Source organism: Geodermatophilus sp. URMC 61 (assembly GCF_052931555.1).
The window spans coordinates 2697112-2715523 of record NZ_JBRFHZ010000002.1 but is presented as its reverse complement, the minus strand read 5'-3'; the positions used below and the strand labels follow the sequence as shown (position 1 = coordinate 2715523).

The 18412-nt window shown below is 74.0% G+C and carries 23 protein-coding genes and 1 pseudogene; 10 read left to right on the top strand and 14 right to left on the bottom strand.

The features are described 5' to 3' along the window. Positions 1-666 precede the first annotated feature (666 nt). The 3 genes from ACU610_RS12585 (at position 667) to ACU610_RS12575 (ending at position 2549) form a co-directional block, all read left to right on the top strand. Positions 667-1665, top strand: a complete 999-nt coding sequence (locus ACU610_RS12585; RefSeq protein WP_446768049.1) for a DUF3048 domain-containing protein — start codon at positions 667-669, stop codon at positions 1663-1665. Positions 1666-1746: 81 nt separating this feature from the next. Further along, on the top strand, positions 1747-2181 hold the full coding sequence (locus tag ACU610_RS12580; protein WP_446768048.1) for a ribbon-helix-helix protein, CopG family: 435 nt from the start codon (positions 1747-1749) through the stop codon (positions 2179-2181). Continuing rightward, the gene (locus ACU610_RS12575) at positions 2178-2549 is read left to right on the top strand and encodes a DUF5615 family PIN-like protein (RefSeq protein ID WP_446768047.1); all 372 of its coding nucleotides are present in this window, start codon (positions 2178-2180) and stop codon (positions 2547-2549) included. The genes ACU610_RS12580 and ACU610_RS12575 overlap by 4 nt, the downstream gene beginning before the upstream one ends. Positions 2550-2568: 19 nt before the next feature. On the opposite strand, the pseudogene ACU610_RS12570 reads toward ACU610_RS12575, so the two are convergent. Then, a pseudogene (locus ACU610_RS12570) lies at positions 2569-2763 on the bottom strand (phosphorothioated DNA-binding restriction endonuclease); the annotation flags it as partial. A 174-nt stretch (positions 2764-2937) separates the two neighbouring features. Here ACU610_RS12570 and ACU610_RS12565 point away from each other — a divergent pair. After that, entirely contained in the window at positions 2938-3213 is a 276-nt protein-coding gene (locus tag ACU610_RS12565; protein ID WP_446768046.1) for a type II toxin-antitoxin system Phd/YefM family antitoxin, read from the top strand. Beyond that, positions 3210-3473 carry a type II toxin-antitoxin system RelE family toxin gene (locus ACU610_RS12560; RefSeq protein ID WP_446768045.1) on the top strand — a complete coding sequence of 88 codons (264 nt, stop codon included), beginning with the start codon at positions 3210-3212 and terminating at the stop codon, positions 3471-3473. Before ACU610_RS12565 ends, ACU610_RS12560 begins: the two co-directional genes overlap by 4 nt. A 35-nt stretch (positions 3474-3508) precedes the next feature. Here ACU610_RS12560 and ACU610_RS12555 read toward each other — a convergent pair whose 3' ends face one another. Continuing rightward, complete coding sequence (locus ACU610_RS12555; RefSeq protein WP_446768044.1) at positions 3509-4132, bottom strand: HD domain-containing protein; 624 nt, start codon at positions 4130-4132, stop codon at positions 3509-3511. 456 nt (positions 4133-4588) lie between these two features. Between ACU610_RS12555 and ACU610_RS12550 the strand changes: the two genes are divergently transcribed. After that, positions 4589-5044: an HNH endonuclease gene (locus ACU610_RS12550; RefSeq protein WP_446768043.1), complete on the top strand. Its 456-nt coding sequence runs from the start codon at positions 4589-4591 to the stop codon at positions 5042-5044. A 14-nt stretch (positions 5045-5058) separates the two neighbouring features. On the opposite strand, the gene ACU610_RS12545 is transcribed toward ACU610_RS12550, so the two are convergent. From ACU610_RS12545 to ACU610_RS12535, 3 genes are all read right to left on the bottom strand, one after another. After that, complete coding sequence (locus ACU610_RS12545; protein ID WP_446768042.1) at positions 5059-5964, bottom strand: phosphorothioated DNA-binding restriction endonuclease; 906 nt, start codon at positions 5962-5964, stop codon at positions 5059-5061. A gap of 120 nt (positions 5965-6084) precedes the next feature. Continuing rightward, positions 6085-6462, bottom strand: coding sequence for a type II toxin-antitoxin system death-on-curing family toxin (locus tag ACU610_RS12540; protein ID WP_446768041.1), 378 nt, complete (start codon positions 6460-6462; stop codon positions 6085-6087). Next, the gene (locus ACU610_RS12535; protein ID WP_446768040.1) at positions 6459-6656 is read right to left on the bottom strand and encodes a ribbon-helix-helix protein, CopG family; all 198 of its coding nucleotides are present in this window, start codon (positions 6654-6656) and stop codon (positions 6459-6461) included. Before ACU610_RS12535 ends, ACU610_RS12540 begins: the two co-directional genes overlap by 4 nt. 232 nt (positions 6657-6888) lie before the next feature. Between ACU610_RS12535 and ACU610_RS12530 the strand changes: the two genes are divergently transcribed. After that, complete coding sequence (locus tag ACU610_RS12530; protein WP_091216553.1) at positions 6889-7125, top strand: FitA-like ribbon-helix-helix domain-containing protein; 237 nt, start codon at positions 6889-6891, stop codon at positions 7123-7125. After that, positions 7122-7520 (top strand): type II toxin-antitoxin system VapC family toxin, encoded by a 399-nt coding sequence (locus ACU610_RS12525; protein ID WP_446768039.1) that lies wholly within the window; start codon positions 7122-7124, stop codon positions 7518-7520. Before ACU610_RS12530 ends, ACU610_RS12525 begins: the two co-directional genes overlap by 4 nt. Positions 7521-7561: 41 nt before the next feature. On the opposite strand, the gene ACU610_RS12520 is transcribed toward ACU610_RS12525, so the two are convergent. From ACU610_RS12520 to ACU610_RS12510, 3 genes are all read right to left on the bottom strand, one after another. Next, positions 7562-8104, bottom strand: coding sequence for a DUF6398 domain-containing protein (locus ACU610_RS12520; protein ID WP_446768038.1), 543 nt, complete (start codon positions 8102-8104; stop codon positions 7562-7564). 339 nt (positions 8105-8443) lie between these two features. Next, on the bottom strand, positions 8444-8965 hold the full coding sequence (locus ACU610_RS12515) for a hypothetical protein (protein ID WP_446768037.1): 522 nt from the start codon (positions 8963-8965) through the stop codon (positions 8444-8446). A gap of 316 nt (positions 8966-9281) precedes the next feature. Next, positions 9282-10322 carry an NAD(P)-dependent alcohol dehydrogenase gene (locus ACU610_RS12510; protein ID WP_446768036.1) on the bottom strand — a complete coding sequence of 347 codons (1041 nt, stop codon included), beginning with the start codon at positions 10320-10322 and terminating at the stop codon, positions 9282-9284. A 191-nt stretch (positions 10323-10513) separates the two neighbouring features. Between ACU610_RS12510 and ACU610_RS12505 the strand changes: the two genes are divergently transcribed. Next, positions 10514-11197, top strand: a complete 684-nt coding sequence (locus ACU610_RS12505) for a hypothetical protein (RefSeq protein WP_446768035.1) — start codon at positions 10514-10516, stop codon at positions 11195-11197. 191 nt (positions 11198-11388) lie between these two features. Here ACU610_RS12505 and ACU610_RS12500 read toward each other — a convergent pair whose 3' ends face one another. The 4 genes from ACU610_RS12500 to ACU610_RS12485 form a co-directional block, all read right to left on the bottom strand. After that, positions 11389-11832: a cupin domain-containing protein gene (locus ACU610_RS12500; RefSeq protein WP_446768034.1), complete on the bottom strand. Its 444-nt coding sequence runs from the start codon at positions 11830-11832 to the stop codon at positions 11389-11391. A gap of 12 nt (positions 11833-11844) precedes the next feature. After that, positions 11845-12495 (bottom strand): lysylphosphatidylglycerol synthase transmembrane domain-containing protein, encoded by a 651-nt coding sequence (locus ACU610_RS12495; protein WP_446768033.1) that lies wholly within the window; start codon positions 12493-12495, stop codon positions 11845-11847. After that, a complete protein-coding gene (locus ACU610_RS12490; RefSeq protein WP_446768032.1) occupies positions 12486-14306 on the bottom strand; it encodes a hypothetical protein in 1821 nt (606 codons plus the stop codon). The genes ACU610_RS12495 and ACU610_RS12490 overlap by 10 nt, the downstream gene beginning before the upstream one ends. A 207-nt stretch (positions 14307-14513) precedes the next feature. Further along, positions 14514-15137 carry a hypothetical protein gene (locus tag ACU610_RS12485; RefSeq protein ID WP_446768031.1) on the bottom strand — a complete coding sequence of 208 codons (624 nt, stop codon included), beginning with the start codon at positions 15135-15137 and terminating at the stop codon, positions 14514-14516. 157 nt (positions 15138-15294) lie between these two features. On the opposite strand from ACU610_RS12485, the gene ACU610_RS12480 reads away from it, so the two are divergent. Beyond that, positions 15295-15978 (top strand): hemerythrin domain-containing protein, encoded by a 684-nt coding sequence (locus ACU610_RS12480; RefSeq protein ID WP_446768030.1) that lies wholly within the window; start codon positions 15295-15297, stop codon positions 15976-15978. Positions 15979-16193: 215 nt separating this feature from the next. On the opposite strand, the gene ACU610_RS12475 is transcribed toward ACU610_RS12480, so the two are convergent. Both ACU610_RS12475 and ACU610_RS12470 read right to left on the bottom strand, forming a co-directional pair. Next, positions 16194-17258, bottom strand: coding sequence for a DUF2332 domain-containing protein (locus ACU610_RS12475; protein WP_446768029.1), 1065 nt, complete (start codon positions 17256-17258; stop codon positions 16194-16196). Positions 17259-17426: 168 nt separating this feature from the next. Then, positions 17427-18314 (bottom strand): class I SAM-dependent methyltransferase, encoded by an 888-nt coding sequence (locus ACU610_RS12470; protein ID WP_446768028.1) that lies wholly within the window; start codon positions 18312-18314, stop codon positions 17427-17429. Positions 18315-18412: the final 98 nt, after the last annotated feature.

The window sequence follows — 18412 nt, the reverse complement described above, 5'->3', positions numbered from 1 at the left end:
CCGGCGTATCGATGCCGTGGGGTTCTGACGCATGCGGGTGTGGCTCCTGCCTTGACCAACCTCCTGCCGGATCGAGCGTGGGACCGGGCGAGACGACGAACCAGGGAGGCAGCCCGAATCCCGCCGAGGAAAACCCCCGGTCTCGGACTGGTGTGGACCCTTCCCGTCCGGCTCTGCCGGGGTCGCCTGGTCAGGGGCCGGAACCGGTCGGCCTGCTGCCGATCGGCCGGACAACCGGCCGGTCGGCTTCTGATCGCCTCGTGGGGCCGTGCCTGCGTCACCGTCATCGCCCCGCGCGAAGAGTCACCGAGAGCGATCTGCCGGAGTCGTCAACCGTTGTGGCATGCGGACGGCTGGGCGGTGGCTTCCGGGCGAGGCGCTGTGTCGACTCGCCGAGACGGCCACCCGCGTCGTCCGAGTCGGCGCCCGGCCGCCCCGCGGAGCCGTGGTGCCGAGCCCGGTGGGCCGTGCCGATGCAGGAAGGAGAACGCCTCGCCGAGCCAGGAGCCCGACGTGCCCAGGTCCACCGCGCCCCCGTCCCGCTCCGGGCCGAGGAAGGGCGCCCGCACCACGAAAGGCTCCCGGTCCAGCAGAGGAAGGACGGCGAAGGGCCGCCGCCGGTCGAGGTCCGGGCGTGGTCTTCGAGCGGCCCTGCTCGTGGTGCTGGTGACCGCGGGTGTGGTCACGTGGCAGGCGGAGAAGCACCTGTCCGGGTTGCCGTTCCTCGAGTCCGCCATCGCCGCGCTCACGCCGCCGTCCGCGCCCGCCTGGCCGCTGACGGGGGTCCCGGCCGACGCGAGCGTCGACCGCCCGGCGCTCGCGGTGAAGATCGAGAACTCCGTCGACGCCCGCCCGCAGACCGGGCTGGACGCCGCGGACATGGTGTGGGAGCAGGTCGTCGAGGGCGGAATCACCCGGTTCGTCGCCGTCTACCACTCCGACCTCCCGCCCGAGATCGGCCCGGTGCGGTCGATCCGGCCGATGGACGCCGCGATCGCCGCGCCGCTGGACGGGCTGCTCGCGTACTCCGGTGGCGTGCCGACCTACGTGACCGCCGCCCAGGACGCGGGACTGCAGGCGCTCAGCCAGGACTCCGGGGCCGACGGCTTCCACCGGACGACGACCCGCGCGGCGCCGCACAACGTCTACGCGGTGCCGCAGACCCTCGTCGACCAAGCCGACGCCGCCCACCGAGCCTCACCCGGCGCCCAGTTCGACCACTCCGCGGCCGGTGAACGACCCACCGCCGTCGACGCAGGGCAACCGACGACCACTCTGGAGCTCACGTTGTCCGGGGTCAGCCGCCCCCGCTGGACCTGGAGCGCTGCGGACGGCCGCTGGCTGCGCAGCGAGGGGAGCACCCCGGCGGTCGAGGCGGACGGCCGGCGGATCGGCGCCACCAACGTCGTCGTCCTGCGCGTCGACGTCGTCGCGACCGAGGCCCGGGATCCGGCCGGCAATCCCGTCCCGGAGACCATCCTGACCGGTACCGGCCGGGCCCTCGTCGCCTCCGGCGGGCACGCGGTCGAGGCCACCTGGTCCAAGCCGGGGAGCGGCGACCGGGTGACGCTGACCGGGGCGGACGGCGCCCCGGTGACCCTGGCACCCGGGACCACCTGGGTCGAGCTGGTCCCCAACGGCGGAGGCGCAGTCGCCACCGGTTGACCACGGAGGGACGACGACGTGGGACTGGCACCCGCTGCATCGGCCGTGAGGAACATGGCCGATGCCGACTACGATGTAGTCATGAGTAGTCCCCGCTCGGTCCGCTTGTCCGATGACGTCCTCCGCCGACTCGCGGACCTGGCCGGACGGCGCGGCGCCTCGGTCTCGTCGACCATCGAGCGGCTGCTCGACGAGGCGCTGCGCCGGGAGGCCCACCCCGGGATCACCTTCCGCGACGGCCCGAGTGGCCGGCGGGCCGGTCTGGTGGGTGGTCCGGACGTGGACGAGGTGATCCGGCCCCTCCGGGGGGTCCAGGAGGAGCGCCACGAGGACGTCGTCGCCGCGGTCGCCGAGATGACGTCGTTGACGGAGGCGCAGGTGCGGGCGGCCGTTGCCTACTACGCCGACCACCGGGACGAGGTCGACGCGAGGATCGCCGCCAACGACCGGGCCGCCGAGGAGCTGGAGGCAGCCTGGCGGCGGCAGCAGGAGGTCCTGGCCGGCCCGAGCCGGTGAGGCTGCTGCTCGACGAGGTGTACCCGCGGCGACTCGCGGAGCAGCTACGTGCGGAAGGGCACGACGTCGTCGCCGTCGTCGAACTGCCCGACCTCGTCGGTCGAGAGGACGCCGAAGTGGCGCGCTTGGCCCGCGAGCACGGCCGCGCCGTCGTCACCGAGAACGTCGTCGACTACGCGCCCCTGGACGTCGACGAGCACGCTGGCCTGCTGCTGGTCAACGCGCGTCGCTGGCCGCGTACCCCGAGCGGCCTCCCGCGGTTACTCACGGCCCTCCGCTTCTGGCTCGACACGCGAACCGGTGGGGGCGACAGCAGCGAGCGGGGCACCGGCCTCGTCCAGTGGCTCCAGGAGCCTCATCGGAGATGACGTCAGTCGGCCAGCGCCGTCCCTGGAAGACCTGTTCGCGGTGCCAGGCCACGTGCCGCTCGGCCGGTAGGGGAGTGCCCGGACGGGGCCGCAGCCGCCGCCCGTGCAGGTCGTACAGAGCCCGGCCCTGCGGCGTGCCGGCGGAGAACCGCTGGGACACCACGACGGCGAGGTCGGCGTCCAGCCCGAGCATCGCGCAGTGGAACAGCCTGTGGCTCCCGCTTGGCACGTTGGGCCGTGTCATATGCACATGACGTCATGTGCGTCTGACACAGCGGGTCTCGTCCCTGCTGCCCGTCCTGCGCAGCGGGATGCAGGCCCGGTTGCTCGCGGCGCTGCTGTTGCAGCCGACGCGCGAGGCCAGCATGACACAGTGTACAATCTGTACATGTCCGACCTGAGCGAGCGCAGTGTGTCCGAGGCGCGCAAGGACCTCGCCGCGGTCGTCGACCAGGCCCGCGCGACGCACCAGCCGGTCTACCTGAGTCGCCGCGGTCGGCGGGTGGCGGCCGTCATCGCCGCGGATGACCTCGAACGCCTGCAGGCGCTGGCCGAGGACATGTCCGACATCCTTGATGCCGAAGCGGCACGTGCCGAGCTCCGGAACACGGCAGCCGAGCCGGTGCCCTGGGAGCAAGTGAAGGCCGACCTGGGTCTGGCGTGACCTACGAGGTACGGCTCGCGCCTGCGGCCGTCCGTCAATTGCGCAAGCTGGACCCGCCGGGCCGCCGGCGGGTCCAGGCGGCCATCGACCTCTTGGCCGAGGAGCCCCGTCCCCCCGGAGCGCGGCAGCTCGTCGGCGGCGCCGGAGAGTGGCGGGTGCGAACCGGCGACTTCCGCATCATCTACGACATCCGCGATGGGGAGCTGCTCGTCCTCGTCATCAAGGTCGGTCACCGGAGAGACGTCTACGAGCGGCGATGACCCGAGGCGGCGACTGTGGCGAGGCCGGCGCCCGCTCAGTCGCGACCAGGCATCTCCATCGGGACGGTGGACCGCTCTCTTCCTGCGGCGGCGAGCAACTCGTCGACGGCGCGGTGCAGGGTGTCGCCGATCGAGCTGCCCGGCAGCCGCTCAGTCACCGCCCGCTCCACGCTCGTGTAGTACCAGAGCAGCTCGTCGCGGCTCGCGTTGAACGTCGACCAGAAGCCCTGCCCGTACCGGCGCACGTCGGCGGCGATGCACAGCCCGTTGTGCGCCTTGTCCGCCGCCGTCACCAGGAGTGCGTCGAGCGCCTTGTGGGCGAGGCCGGCCACGTAGTCCCGCTTCCGCTCGGCCCACGTGCCGCTGCGGTTGCCGTCGGCGTCCAGGCCGTCCGAACACGCCTGCACGATGTCGGCGACGGCGTTCCCGAAGCGGAGGCGGATGTCGGCGAGCACCGCAGCACCCGTACCCGGTGCAGCGTCCTCGACCGCGTCGTGCAGCAGTGCGGCGATCGCCTGGTCCTCGCTGCCGCCGTGCTCCATCACCAGCGCGCTGACGCTCATCAAGTGGGTCATGTACGGCACGCGCGAGCCCTTGCGCAGTTGCTCCCGGTGGTGCCGCGACGCGTACAGCAACGCCTCGTCGAAACGCTTCGTCAAGGGTCCGCAGCCCAGCTCGCGGCGGGTCTCCGTACTTGCAGTCACGCGTTTCCTCTCGTCTCAGCACGGCGGCGACGATCGCGTCGACGTCCGCCGGCCCAGTCGTCGCTCGGCACGATGCGGTGACGACGGCCGCCTGCGCGTACACGTCGCTCCCGGCGTCCCATTTCGACTCTCACACCCACTGACGGACGACCTCGCCGGCGGCGAGATGTGACGCCGATGGATGGCGATGCCAACGCCTTTGGCCTCCTGGATGTGCTTGCGACCGCCGACCACAATGTCTACCTACCCAACTGGGCCGACCGCTCCAGGCAGCGCCACGTCGGCGATTGATTCGCTCGAACGTGCGACGAGGCTCCAGTCCTCCCTCACCGGACCCGTTGGGACGGGATGGGTGCACTCGTCGTAGGACCGGAGACGGCCAGGTTCGATCCCGGCGACATCATCGGTGAGGTGCTACGGACCGTCCTGACGGAGGTCATCGCGACTCCGTGGCTGATCGGTCTCCTGGTGTTGCTCGCGATCGGGGAGGTGGTCCAGCTCGGCCGCGCGATCATCCACAGCAGGCGCGGGCGGGATCCTCGTCGCACCTTCTCCCGCGCAGGGAAGGCCGAACTCCTCGAGCGGGCAGGTCACCGGTGCGAGCACCACTCCTGGCTGCTCGGTCGGTGCCGGGAGACCGACGCACTCCAGGCCGACCACGTCCATCCGCACAGCCGTGGGGGCGCGACCGACGTCGCCAACGGCCAAGTGCTGTGTAGGCGGCACAACGAGCAGAAGGCCGACCGCGTGCCGTGGAACGGGGAGCTCGATCGGCTGGCCCGATGCCGGGAGCGCTACTTCCCTCCCGGGACGCCGACCGCGGTGGCGCGGTATGGAGCGCCAGCCGATCAGCCCGTCGAGGTCTGACCGTAGGTACTGGCTCAGCCGGCCAGCGCCGTCCCCTGGAAGACCTGCTCCCGGTGCCAGGCCACGTGCCGCTCGGCCGGTAGGGGAGTGCCCGGACGGGGCCGCAGCCGCCGCCCGTGCAGGTCGTACAGAGCCCGGCCCTGCGGCGTGCGGGCGGAGAAGCGCTGGGACACGACGACGGCGAGGTCGTCGTCCAAGCCGAGCATGCCCCGGTCGAACAGCTTGTGGTGCAGCGAGCAGAGGGCCAACCCGTTGTCGAGGTCATCGGGACCGCCCAGCGTGAACCAGCGGACGGGTGCCGCCTCGATCCCGACCACGGCTCCGCCCGCGGCGCCGTCGAAGCCGCAGAAGGCGCACTGCCGGTCCCACGCCGCGATGACGGCGGCCGGCCAGGCGCCGCTGCGCCGTCGCTGGTCGGAACTCCGGCTGACCGAACGGCCCTCGAGCAGGTCAGGGTCCAGCCCGACCGCCACGAGGACGTCCCGTGCCACGGTTCCCGGGAAGTGGCTCTCGACCAGCCCGCGAGCTGCCTCCTCCAGGAGCTGCGTGCGGTCCCGCAGCGCCGTCTCGAGTGATGCCTCCAGCCGGCCGGTCACGCCCTCCCGCAGCGGGCTGACGGCGTCCATCGGGACGTCGCGGTCGAGGGTCCAGACGCCGTCGGCCCGGAGCCGGGTGAACGGGTACGCGGCACTCTGTGCGCGGCCGGTTCTGGACGTCGGGCCGAACTCCGCGATGAGGTCCGCCAGCTTCTCCTCGGCGTCCGACCAGGGGATCGCGCTCGACCCGGTCGTGGCCAGTCGCCCCAGAGCCAGAAGCACCAGCAGCGGCTTGTGCGGTGACCGGCGTCCGTCCTGCTGGTGTTGCCGCAGCGAGGACAGCTGCTCGAGGACGTTCGGCGCGTCCCGGGAACTCGGTGGCACGGCTGCCACTCTCGCCGACGGGACCGGCGGGATCGGGGTGTGACACGGCGCGGCTCGCCGCCGCGCCTGCCCGCGGTGTCGTCTACGAGACCCCCGGGCTCCCGACGCCGTCCCGTGCGGTCAACTCCACGGCGCCGTGCCGGACCGCAGCCGTTCGGCGATCGGCTCGACGTCGTCCAGGTCGTCCCCGGCGACCGCCATCACGAGGTCGTAGGCCTCGTCGTCGGACAGGGTCAGCCGCACACCGTTGACGCCGTAGAACGCGATGGTCGCGGCCAGCGCCAGCCTCTCGTTGCCGTCGACCAGCGGCCGGGTCCCTGCCAGGGAGTGCAGCAGGGCCGCGGCCTTGCCGTGGAGCGACGGGTACGCGTCGGTGCCGAACGCCGTGGAGCGTGGTCTGGCCGACGCGGAGTCCAGCAGGCCGACGTCGCGCACCCGCACCTCTCCCAACGTCCGTCGCGCGACGTGCAGCAGGTCGTCGAGGTCCAGGTGGATCAACGACCGAGCCGCTCCAGTGCTTCGGCGTAGCGGGGCAACTCCTGGCCGAGCACCCGATCGAGCAGCTCCCGCTTGCTGGTGCGCTCGATGTAGTCCCGGACCGCCTGGCGGGCCACTTCCTGCATCGACCGGCCCTCGAGCTCGGCCCTGCGGCGCAGTGCCTCGGTCTCCTGGTCGTCCAAGCGGAGGGTCATGGCCACGACCGGCACGGTATCATCAATGATACCAACTGCGGGCTGACCGGACCGCTCGACCCGGACGACGACGCGGGGACGTCGACCCGCATCGTGCCGCGAGCGACGGCATCGGCGACGGCTCTTTCTGTCGAATGTGCTCGCCGATCTGAAAATCGCAGGAGTGTGTCGGCCCAACACCGACGACGGGCGCCTAGCAACGATTCGCTGCCGGTGCTGCTAAATTGCATGCATGCCCGTGTCGATGACCATCCGCGACGTCCCTGACGAGACCCGCGACGAGCTGGCTGCCCGCGCGGCTCGCGCCGGTCAGTCGTTGCAGGAGTACGTGCGCGCCCAGTTGACCGAGCTGGCCCGGCGGCCCAGCCCCGCCGACCTGTGGGACCGGGTGCAGCACCGGGTACGGACGACGGGCACCAGGCTGCCGGCGGCGGAGATCCTGGACCTGCGCGACCACGACCGCACGTGACGATCGTCGTCGACTCCTCTGCGGTGGTCGCCGCGCTGGTGGACGACGGCCCCGATGGCACGTGGGCGCGGGGCGGCCTCCGGGGCAACGTCCTGACGGCGCCGGCCCACCTGTACGTCGAGGTGTCGAACGTGCTCCGGCGCGCGGTCCTCGCCCGGCGACTCGGGCGGGATGCCGCCGCACTGGCGCACCGCGACCTCGTGCAGCTGCCCGTGACGACCTTCCCCTTCGAGCCGTTGGGCGACCGCGTGTGGGAGCTGCACCCCACGGTGACCGCATACGACGCCGCCTTCGTCGCCCTCGCCGAGGAGCTGGGCGCGCCGCTGTGGACCCTCGACCGGAGGCTCGCCGACGCATCGGGTCCGCGGTGCACGTTCCGCACGCCTGACCGCTGAGCCGCGACGGGACGCTGCCGGGCGTCGATCGGAGCGGCGGATCAGTCGAGGTCGTCGTCGTGAGTGGCCCCGGACAGCCGCTCCCGGTCGGCGATGAGCTGCCGGCGACGGGCAGCGGTCAGGTAGGCCGGGGACTCCAGCTCCCGTTCACCGGGCTGGTGCGGGTCCACCCCGATCGCCGCCAGCATCGGCTCGCCGCGCTGGGAGGCCGACCGCACGCCGAACCAGCCGAGCAGCTCCTGGGTCTGCAGGTCACCCGGCCCGAGAGAACGGTTGGCCCGGGCGACCAGCCAGCAGATCGCCGCGGCCGCGGTCTCCGGCCGGCTCCGGCGGCGGAAGATGGCCGGGTCGCCCTCCGCGACCGCGGCCAGGAGCCGGCGGGCCGCCGTCCGGTGCTCGACGTCGAGCAGCGCGTCGCAGCACCGGTCGACCAGCTCCCGCACCTCGGCCACCCGGTCCCGCACGTCCGCCGGCACCCGCGCTTGCGCGAACGGTTCGTCCGGCAGGGGAGCGTCGTCGAGCTCGTCGAGCTCGTCGAGCGCCCGCGCGCCACCCACGGCACGCCGCAGTTCGTCCAGCTCCACGGAGTCGAGGTACTCCTCCGGGTCCAGCGCACCGATCGCGGCTGCAGCGCCTCCGGGCCCTGCAGCCGCGGGGAGCGGATCGTCGCCTGGTAGTCCGGCTTCCACTGGTCCACGGCGGCCAGCGTCTCGTCGGTCAGCTCGGCCCGGACGCCGCCGCCGAGCTCGGGGACGACGCTGGTGGGGATAGGGCCCTGCGGAGTCGCTCACCAACGTGGCAGGACGCGGTGGGCGAGCCTCCCGGGCGTGCGCTCACAGCCACGCTCGAGCTCCTCGTCCGGGTCATCGCCGGAACGGTGCGGACTCCGCTGCAGCGGCTCGAGGCCGCCGAGGCTGCCCCGGTCAGTTCGTCATCGGGGGAATCGCCACGTCGACGACCGGCGCAGGGTCGGCCGCTGGTCCTGCCGCGGCAGGAGTGACCGTCTCGCTGATCGAGACGGTCTGGCAGATATCCCCGAGGCAGTACTGGCCGAAGACGTCGATGGTCGTCGGCAGGGGCAGGAACACCCGCAACGCCCCGACGGAGGTCGCGGTCCAGGCCGAGGGGGTGCTGGAGCACTGCACGGCTGCGTCGACGGAGAAGAAGTCGCGCGCGATGTCCATGCCCTGGACCTGCGCGACGCTGCCGAACACCCCCGCCTCGACCGAGGTGTCGCAGGCCACCGTTCCGCTGAGCACCATGGTCCCGGGTGCGCGGCCGATCTGGACCGAGTCGAGCGTCACCGCGATCGGCTCGACCTGGACGCCGGCGGGGGATGCGGCGAGGGCGGACGGCGCGGCGAGCGTCGTCGTCGCGACGGCGCCGCACAGCACGAGGGCGACCCGGGCCAGAGCCGGGCCACGGTGGGTGGTTGCTGACGACATCGCTGCCTCCGAGGGGACACACGGGCGGGGAAGCGGCACGACGTCCATCCCCGGGGCGAGTGGGCGCTCCATGACCTCGTCGTGCCCGTGCGCCGCGTCCGCGGGCGCGACGAGCGGCAGGGTCCTCGCGGCCACTCGCCACGTCAATGACACCGTTGACCGACCCTCAGGTGCCGGTGTGCCGTGATGCACGGCCATGGGTCACTGACAGGCGATCACTTCTGCGGAGGACAGCGGGTGGCCGCGCCTGCGGAGGACCGGTGCCACCTCCGGTGCTCCCGGGCCCAGGGTCGGGACGTCCTGGCAGCTCCGCGAATCAGTCCCCGGGCACGACGACGGCGCGGCCGCGGACCGCCCCCTCGTGCAGCCGGCGGTAGGCCTCGGGCGCCTCGTCCAGCGTGTACTCCTCGACCTCGACGTGCACCGCGCCGGCCCGTGCGAGGTCGAGCACCTCCATCAGCTCGGTCCGGGTGCCCCAGTACGGCGCCCGCACCGACGCGCCCATCGGGGTGGAGAAGAAGCCGGTCGGCAGCCGCCCGCCGCCGATCCCGACGATCTGGACGACGCCGTCCATGGCGACCGACTTCCGCGCGATCTCCACGGTCGGCGGGGCGCCGACGAAGTCGAACACCGCCTGGGCGCCGACCCCGCCGGTCAGCGACCGGATCGCCTCGATCGCCGACGGGTCCGACCGCAGCACGGAGTGCGCCCCCACCTCCGACGCCAGTGCCAGCTTCTCCTCGCTGATGTCGAGGGCGACCACGGTCGCGCCGGTGACCGCGCGCAGCACCTGGATGCCGACGTGCCCCAGGCCGCCGGCGCCGATCACCACCGCGGTGCTCCCCGCGGGCAGCGCGTCGAGGCTGGAGACGATCGCGTGGTACGGCGTCAGCCCGGCGTCGGTGAGCGAGACGGCCTCCACCGGGTCGAGGTCGCCGAGCGGGACCAAATGCCGGACGTCGTCCACGATCAGGTACTCGGCCAGCGCGCCCGGAGCGCCCAGCCCGGGTGGCTGGATGCCGAGCGACGCCGCCCGTGGGCAGTAGTTCTCCGCACCCCGCGCACACGCGGAGCACAGCCCGCACCCCCAGGGGCCGTAGACGGCGACCGGGTCGCCCACCGCGACCCCGGTGACGCCGTCCCCGAGCGCGTCGACGATGCCGGTGCCCTCGTGCCCGAGCGTCAGCGGCAGCCCGTAGGCGTACTTGTCGGCGGGCAGGTCCATGACGAACCAGTCCGAGTGGCACAACCCGGCGGCGGTCACCCGCAGCCGGACCTGCCCCGGTCCTGGCTCCGGGGTCGGGACCTCCACCACCTCGGGTCCGCCGCCGATGGTCCGGTACTGCACCGCGCGCACGGGGTGTCCTCTCGCCAGGAGACAGGTCGACGCCCCCAGTACCTCAGTGACCGCCCGGTCCCGCACCTCGGCCCTCAGGTCGGGGTGGCGGTCAGGGGGCAGGATGCGGCGGACAGCCGGGCGGAGGGTTCGGACCCGGACCGCTGCTGACGGACGCCTGGACGCACCCTCCCGCCCCTACCCTCACGCGGGTGCGACACCTCGATCGCGCGGTGACGGCCTCACGGCGACGTCGGCTGGGGGTGGCCGTGGCCACCGCCGCCGCCGCTGTGGGGGTGAGCGCCCTGGTGGTCCTGACGACAGCCGACGACGACCGACCGACGAGCGCGGCCCCGACGGCTGCGGCGACCACCAGCGGTGCGGCCTCCACACCGACGTCACCGTCGGCTCCGCCCCCCGCCGAGGAGTCGGCGCCGGCCCCGCCGCAGACGGTCACCGGCCTCATCGCGGACCTGACGGCGCGACCGGACGCTGCCGGCCCGGCCGGCCCGCTGCTGCGGGACGGGCTGCAGGGTCTCGTGTCCGGGGACGAGGGCGTGCGCCAGCGGTCGGCCCAACAGGTGCTGCCGATCGTGATCAGTGGTGAGGCGCTCGACCCCCGGTACGCCACCGCGAGCCGGCTGGCCCTGTTCCGGACGATGACCGGTCTGGCGCCGGCGCCGTCGGCGCCGGCCGGATCCCCCACGTGCCTCGAGGTCCGGCAGGGGGCGCCTCCCGAGTTGGTGCAGGGGTACGCGCGTCAGGTCCTCGACCGGCTGCCGGCCTGGCAGGCCGACGGGTTCCCGGCCGACGACAGCGCACGCCTGCAGGCGGTGATCACACCCGTGGTGGCTGGGCAGGCGACCGTCGAGCTCCGTCCGTGCCCGGGCCAGTGACCCGACCGGACACGGGGGACCACCGGTCAGCCCTGGTCCCCCGGGGGGCAACCGAGGGGTGAGGAGTTCGACGCCGTGAGGGCCTGGGTGTAGCGCGTGGCGAGTACGGCTGAATGACCGCGACACCTCGCGGCGATCTGTGCATCGAGAGCATCGACGGGCGCCCGTCGCGCTCTCGTGCCGCTGCGATGTCAGAACGTCAGGCCGTGCCGCTCGACGATGCGCTGGGTTCCCTCGAAGTCGGCGTCGCACTCGTAGGCGGCGGCGATCGCGACGAGCTGCTCCGGCGTCGGTGGCTCGGTCAGGGCGTCGAGCCGGCGGAAGAACCGCTCGAGCCCGGCCGGGGAGACGAGGTCCAGCACCGCGGCCGGCTCGTCCCCGGCGTTCCAGTACGTGTGCCACTGGTCGCGCGGCTTGACGACAAGGTCACCGGGTCCGGCGACCACCTCGTCGTCCCCGAGGACGGCGCCCACCCGCCCGGAGAGGACGTAGGTGAACTCGTCCTCCCGGTGGTGGCGGTGCAGCGGGGCGGCCAGCGACCGGGGTGCGAACACGTGTCGGATCAGGGCGAACCGTCCGCCGGTCTCCTCCCCGTCGATCAGGAACCGGTCGCGGGCGCCGACGGAGCCGTCCATCGTCGTCTCCTCCTACACGTACTCGGACCTCCGGAGCCAGGCGAAGGCCGCCCAGCCGGGCAGGATCGGCAGCCAGAACGTGGCCAACCGGTGGAGGAACACCGCCGGGACGGCGACCGTGTGGTCCATGCCGGCGGCGACCAGCCCCGCGATCAGGGCGGCCTCCAGGGCGCCGAGGCCGCCGGGCGTGGGCGCGGCGGCCGCGATGGCGGCCCCGGCGAGGTAGACGGCGCCCACCGTCGCCAGGTCCAGACCCCCGCCGAAGGCGCGCGTGGAGAAGTAGAGGCAGGCCAGGTAGCCGAGGGTGATCACGGCGGCGCCGCCCAGCAGCAGCGCCAGCTTGCCCGGGCGGCGCAGGGCGTGCCCGACGCCGTCCACCGCCCGACGCACCAGCGGGACCACCCGCGCGACGACGAGCCGGCGGACCGCCGGGACCGCGAGCGTGGCGGCGGCCAGCGCGAGGACCGCCAGCACCCCCCACAGGACGGCCTGCGGGCGCGGCAGCCGCAGGGAGCCGAAGGCGGACTGCCCGGCCCAGACGGCGAAGACCACCATGAGGAAGACGTGGACGACCGAACCGGCCGCGTAGCTCAGGCCCACCCCGGACGTGGCCACCGGAAGGTCGACGCCGCTGCGCTGCAGGTAGCGCACGTTCAGCGCCATCCCACCGAGACCGGCCGGCGCCAGTTGCTGGCGAACGAGGACGCGAGCTGGGCGACGAAGGTGGTCGGCAGGCGCAGCCGGGCCGGGACGGCGCCGACGATGCTCAGGGTGGCGCCCGCGTAGGTCAGCGCGGACATCGCCAGGATGACCGGCAGCCAGACCCAGTCGGCGTCCCGGACCCGCGCGACCATGCCGCCCACGTCGCCGAGCTGGGGCGCGAGGAGGTAGGTGGCGACGGCCAGCAGGACGACGGTGAGCACGGTCTTGGCGTGGATACGCTCCAGGTCGGCGAGCTTCGGCTCCGGGACCCCGCTCCGCCGGCACACGGCTGCCCGGATCTGGGGGACGAGGTCCTTGCGGTCCTTGAGCGCGTTCCGCGTGGCACCGCTGAAGCTGTTCGGCTGCAGCCGGGGGAGCGCGGCGGCCACGGCCTCGGGACCGAGCCGGTCGATCGCCGCGTCGACGGCCGGCTCGACGCCGACGTCCAGGGCCAGCGCGACGAGCAGCTGGGCGACGTCCGCGTCGAGCAGCGCGGGTGAGGTGGCGACCTCGCTGAACCCCCAGTCGATGAGCCACGGGCGGCCCGAGCGGTCGAGCAGGATGTTGGCCCGGCGCAGGTCGCGGTGGGCGACGGAGTGCCCGCGCAGGACGGCGACCTGCTCCCAGATCCCGCGCAGCACCGGCGGGGTGACGGCGTCGTCCGAGAGCTCGTCGAGGGTCGTGCCGTCGATGAGGTCGTAGGACAGCAGGAAGGAGTCGCTGCCCACGGGGGCGATCGACCGCAACCGGGGGGTGCGCGCACCGGCGTCCCGGACGAGCAGGGACACCAGTGCCTCGTGCTCCACGGTCCGGCGGAGCGAGGAGAACGGCCGCTCGTCCCCGACGTCCTTCAGCCGGAGGAAGCGGTAGGCCCGGAACAGCAGGTCCGCGGCCCGGTTGTCCGCGCCCATGACCTTGGCGAAGACGCGGTCGCCGTCCCGGAGGGTGGCGACGTAGGGCGCCGAGCCGCGGGCGTCGACCACCGCAGGCTCCAGGGCGGCCGGGGGCAGGCCACTGCCGGTCAGGGCGGCGGCGACCGCGCCGAGTGTCGGCCGCCTGCTCGGGCGGCCGAGCAGCAGGAGCGTCGCGGAGCCCGCCAGGGCGCCCAGGACCAGCGCGACCGCCAGGGTGCCCGGGTGCGCGATCGGCACCAGCAGCCGCAACAGGGTGACCAGCGCCAGCAGGTGGGCCCCGGCGCGCCGCCATCGTCGGGACACGAACGGCGCCAGGACCGTGAACGACGCGGCCACCACCGCGAGGCCGTCCACGGTCAGCGTGCTGTCGACGCCGCCGCGTCGCGCGACCTCGCGGACCAGGGCGTCGGTGTCGCCCCGGTCGATCGACCACCCGGCCCCCTGCACCAGCAGCACTGCGAGGACGCCACTGAGCAGCAGGTGCCCCAGCAGCCGCGAGCGGCGGGTCACCAGCGGCATCGCCCAGGCTCCGACGAGCGACGCGAGGACCAGCAGGGTCACCGCGCCGGCCAGGATCCGGCCGACCGCCGGCGTCAGGAACGACAACCGCTGGACGAGGTCCTCGTCCAGCGCGGTGGCCGCGTCGCGCGCCCCCCGCGCGAGGGCTAGCAGCAGCAGGGCGAGGACGGCGAACGCGACGGTGCGGAGGACGTCGCTCGGGGACCGCTCGTAGCCGGTGATCTCCTCCTCGGTGTGGTCGCCAGCGACCGGAGCGGCGATGACCGCCGCCGTCGGTGGGGGAGTCGTCGCACGCGGCGGGCGAGGGCTCGGGAGTGCCGCCCCTGTGGTCCGCTCCATGCCGTCCACCCCTCCCGGCCACAGCACCCGGGTCGTCGGCCACACGGCGCAGGAGGTGGACGGCCCGGTCGACGGACGCGGCGGGCAACGAGGGTAGAGGCGGATGCCCCGCGGCGGGACCCGCTCGGGCGTCGACGCCCGGCCCGCGGACGGCGAGCGCCCCGCGCCCGGGGTCACGGGGGCGCGGGGCGCGCGGGTCGTGGCAGGTCAGGCAGGTGTCCGGCTCATCCAGCCGGCGGCGGCGATGCCCAGGCCGAAGACGACGGTGCCGGGGATGATCCCCCAGCCCTCGACGGGCAGCGCCCCGCCCAGCACCCCGCCGACCGGCAGGGCGAGCAGCGACACCGCCACCGGCGCGGGCAGCAGCCGGGAGCGCAGCGCCCCGACGGCGATCAGCAGCGGGCCGAGCAGCGTGGCGGTGCCGGCCAGCACGGAGAACCACAGCGTCGCCTGCTCGACCGCGGCGAAGCCGTGGTGCATGGCCGGCGCGACGTAGGCCTCCGTGTAGCCGCCGACCGGGATGAGCACCAGCCCGACCCACAGCACCGACAGGCCGAGCGTGGCGACCCGCGAGCGGGCGAGGCGCGCCGCCAGCGCGCCGGCTCCGGCGGCGATGAGCACCGCGCCGGCGCCGAAGGTGACGTGCGCGGTCACCCAGGTCGCCGCCTGGTGGGCCGCCTCGTCGTGCTCCAGCGGGTGCAGGGCGTTGCCGACGGCGAACAGCACGCCCCCGGCGGTGACGGCCAGCCCCCGCAGGGACAGGGTCGGGCGGTGGTCGCGGACGGCAGGAGCCGGGGTGGGGGTGGACGTGGGGACGGCGGTGGCGGTCAAGGCGTGTCCTCGTGGTGAGTCGGAGTCCGGGGAACCCGGTCGGCGAGAACCGTGGCCGGCCGCGCTCACCGCTTCCTTGCAGTCGCGTTGCAAGTGCCCGGTAAGTGGCCTGCGGGAGCGTCCGCGGTGACCGACCCCAGCCACCCGGAGGACCCCGATGACCAGCACCGACCCCATCCGCGTCCGTCCCCGCGTCGACGGCGACCCCGTGCCCGACGTCCTGGGCATGCGCCTGGCGCACCGCGCGATGCTGCGCGACGCCAACCGGCTCACCGACCTCGCCGAGCGGCTCGCCGCCGCGCCGGCGACCGAGCAGGAGCGCGCCGACGCCGTCGCCCGTTACGTCCGCGACTGGGCGGACTCGGTGCACCACCACCACAGCGTCGAGGACGACGTCCTGTGGCCCGTGCTCGCCGCCTCGGCCGGCCCGCACGTCGACCTCACCGAGCTGTCCGACGACCACGCCGCGCTCGACCCGGCGCTGGACCGGCTGCGCACCGCCGCCGACGCCTTCCGCGCCCGCCCGGGTGAGGACACCGCCACCGCCCTGGCCGTCGAGCTGGCCGAGCTCCGCGACACGCTCACCGAGCACATCGGCGACGAGGAGGCCTCGGTCTTCCCGGTGATCGAGCGCCACGTCTCCGTCGCCGACTGGGCCGCGGTGGAGGCACGGATCCGCAAGCGGGCGCGGCTGTCGTTCGAGGCGCCACGGGTCCTGGCCGTCACCACGCCGGAGGAGCGCGCGATCATCGAGCAGGAGGGCGGGCTCGCGCTCAAGCTGCTGCTCGCCGTCCTGGTCCCGCCGTTCCGGCGCCGGGAGCGGGCCGTGTTCGGAGGCTGACACCGCGACGGGCGGGGGACCCCGTTCGGGGGCGGGGTGGTCCCGCGGGACCGCGGTCGAGCTCCGAGGCCTGATGGGCGTTCCCGCGGCAACGTCTCGACGGGGGCGACGTCGCCGGCTCTCACGTGGCAGACGGTGCGCATCCAGGTCTTCGGGCTCGGTCCGGTGGGATCGCCGCAGGAGCCAGCGGTGCACGGCCACGGTTGCCCACGAACTCAGGAATCCGCCAGCCACGCCAGCACGCGGCCCTGCGACCAGCAGCGGCCGACGGCCTCGGCGCGCAGAGCCGGCCCATCGAACACCGCCAGCCCGATGATGCTGTGGCCGGAGGCGCGGCGATCGCCGAGGGTCGGGATCCCCGGCGCGACTCCGACCCCCTCCGCTGACACCCACGCCACCGCCCGGCCGGCCGCCGCTTCGTCGAGGCGGTGCAGGAAGCGCAGGCGGCTCTCGAGCCGGACCTGCGACAGCGCCCACGTCGTGGTGACGACGGGCAGGGCGTCCGCGGGCACACGGGCGACGGCGTCGGGCAGCACCTCGACGGCGTCGCCTCGCAGCAGCAGCGGGGGGTCGGTCGCCGCCAACGCCATCTCCGCGTCGAGCCTCGCGATCCGCTCCGGTCGATCGGGCCACAGGCAGGCGCGCAACCATCGGGCGTCGTCCGCGTCGGTCACGTCGACCGGATCGGGGTCGACGCCGACCCGGGCGACGACCTCGGGCACCGACCGCGTCGGGACGGGCCGGTCTCCCACGATCGACGACGTCAGCTGCACGGGGGATGACGGGTCGCCCAGCGACTGGCCGTTGCCGTACGTGATGCCGACGCGATCGACGTGGAGATCGAGCCCAGCCGAACGACCCACGTCGATCAGCCCGACCGCGTCCGCGCCGACCCGGCGCGCCGCCTCGGCGATGGCCGGGTACAGCACGGCGCAGCGGCCGGTCTCGAAGGTCCGCGTCGGCCGACGCCCGGCGATGGCCACGACCGAGTCGGTCATCTGCAGCAGCGTGTCGATCGCCGCGCCGGCGGCCGCGTCGCCGTCCCCAGCGGCATAGGCCGCGGCGAGCGCCGGGGCGCGTCCGGCGAGGGCGAGGTCGTGCAGCGCGGCGAGGACGACCGAGGGGTGCCGCCTGCGCGCCGGCGCCGCTTCGATGGCGCGCAGCGCCTCGTCGGACTCGCTCAGGGCGACGGCGACGCGCTCGTACAGCGGCGATGTGCCGGCGGCGTCGACCTCACCGAAGTGTCGGTAGACCTGAGCGAGTGTGCGTGCCCCACCCACGGGCGCGGCACGCCCTGCGGACGGCCCTGGCATCCCCGACGACTCTAGTCGTCGGAACGCCCGCCCTCGACCCTCCACCTGGCACGGGAGCGCCGAGGAGGTCCTCGTCCGACTCGCCGGCTGCTGCGCTCCTCGACGAGCGGCGAGCGCTCCCGCTCGACAGGGGCATCAGGACGTCTTGGTGCCGACGCCGATGTTGAGCGGAGCGGTCAGCACGGCGGGGCCCGTGCCGGGGGACCGTCGACGGAGCATCTGGTTGAGGACCTGCCGCATGCCGGCCTGCTGCTCCGGGGGGAGGTCGCCGACGATGTCCCCGGCTATCGGGTTGCTGCCCAGCATCCAGTCCCACAGCTGCTGTCCCGAGCCGATCTCGAGTCGTTCCTCGTGGGTCGTGTCCACCGTGACGTCCCCCAGGCCGGCGTCGGTCAGCCGCCGGCGGAGCACCTCGGGGTCGGCCACCTGGAACTCCAGCGGCGGGGGATCGTCGGGGAGTCCCTCGAAGCCGGGGTCCACGGCCTGCAGCGCTGCGATGAAGACCTGCAGGGCCTGGAACTCCGCCGGGGAGCCGTACGCGATCAGCAGGACCCGGCCTCCCGGGCGGGTCACGCGGACCATCTCCCGCAGGGCCAGCGGCTGGTCCGGCACGAGCATGACGCCGAACTGCGATCCGGTGACGTCGAAGGTGCCGTCCTCGACGTCGAGGGCGTGGGCGTCCATCACGCGGCCCTCGGCGTTGGGCAGCCCCTCCTCGCGGACCCGCGCCTCGAACCGCTCGATCATCGCCGGGGACCAGTCCGTGGCCAGGACCTCGGCGCCGAGGCGCGCGGCGGGCAGGCTGAGGCCGCCCGGCCCCGCCGCGACGTCCAGGAACCGGTCGCCCGGCCTCAGGCCGGCGAGGCCGAGAGCTGCTCGCGCGATGGGTTCCTCGCCGGGCGCGACGAACCGGTCGTACCCCGCTGCGATCCGGTCCCAGGCCTCCGGTGGTGCCACGTGCTGGTCGGTGGTCGTCGCCGTTCCGTCGTTCGTCCGCATGGCCTCGTCCTCGGTGTCGTGCATGCCGGCGCTGTGGGTTCCTCGGGCGTCGGCTGAGGACGACGCTAGGAAGACGCACGCGGTCGCCGCATCGGGCGGATCACCGAGATCGCCGTCGACGC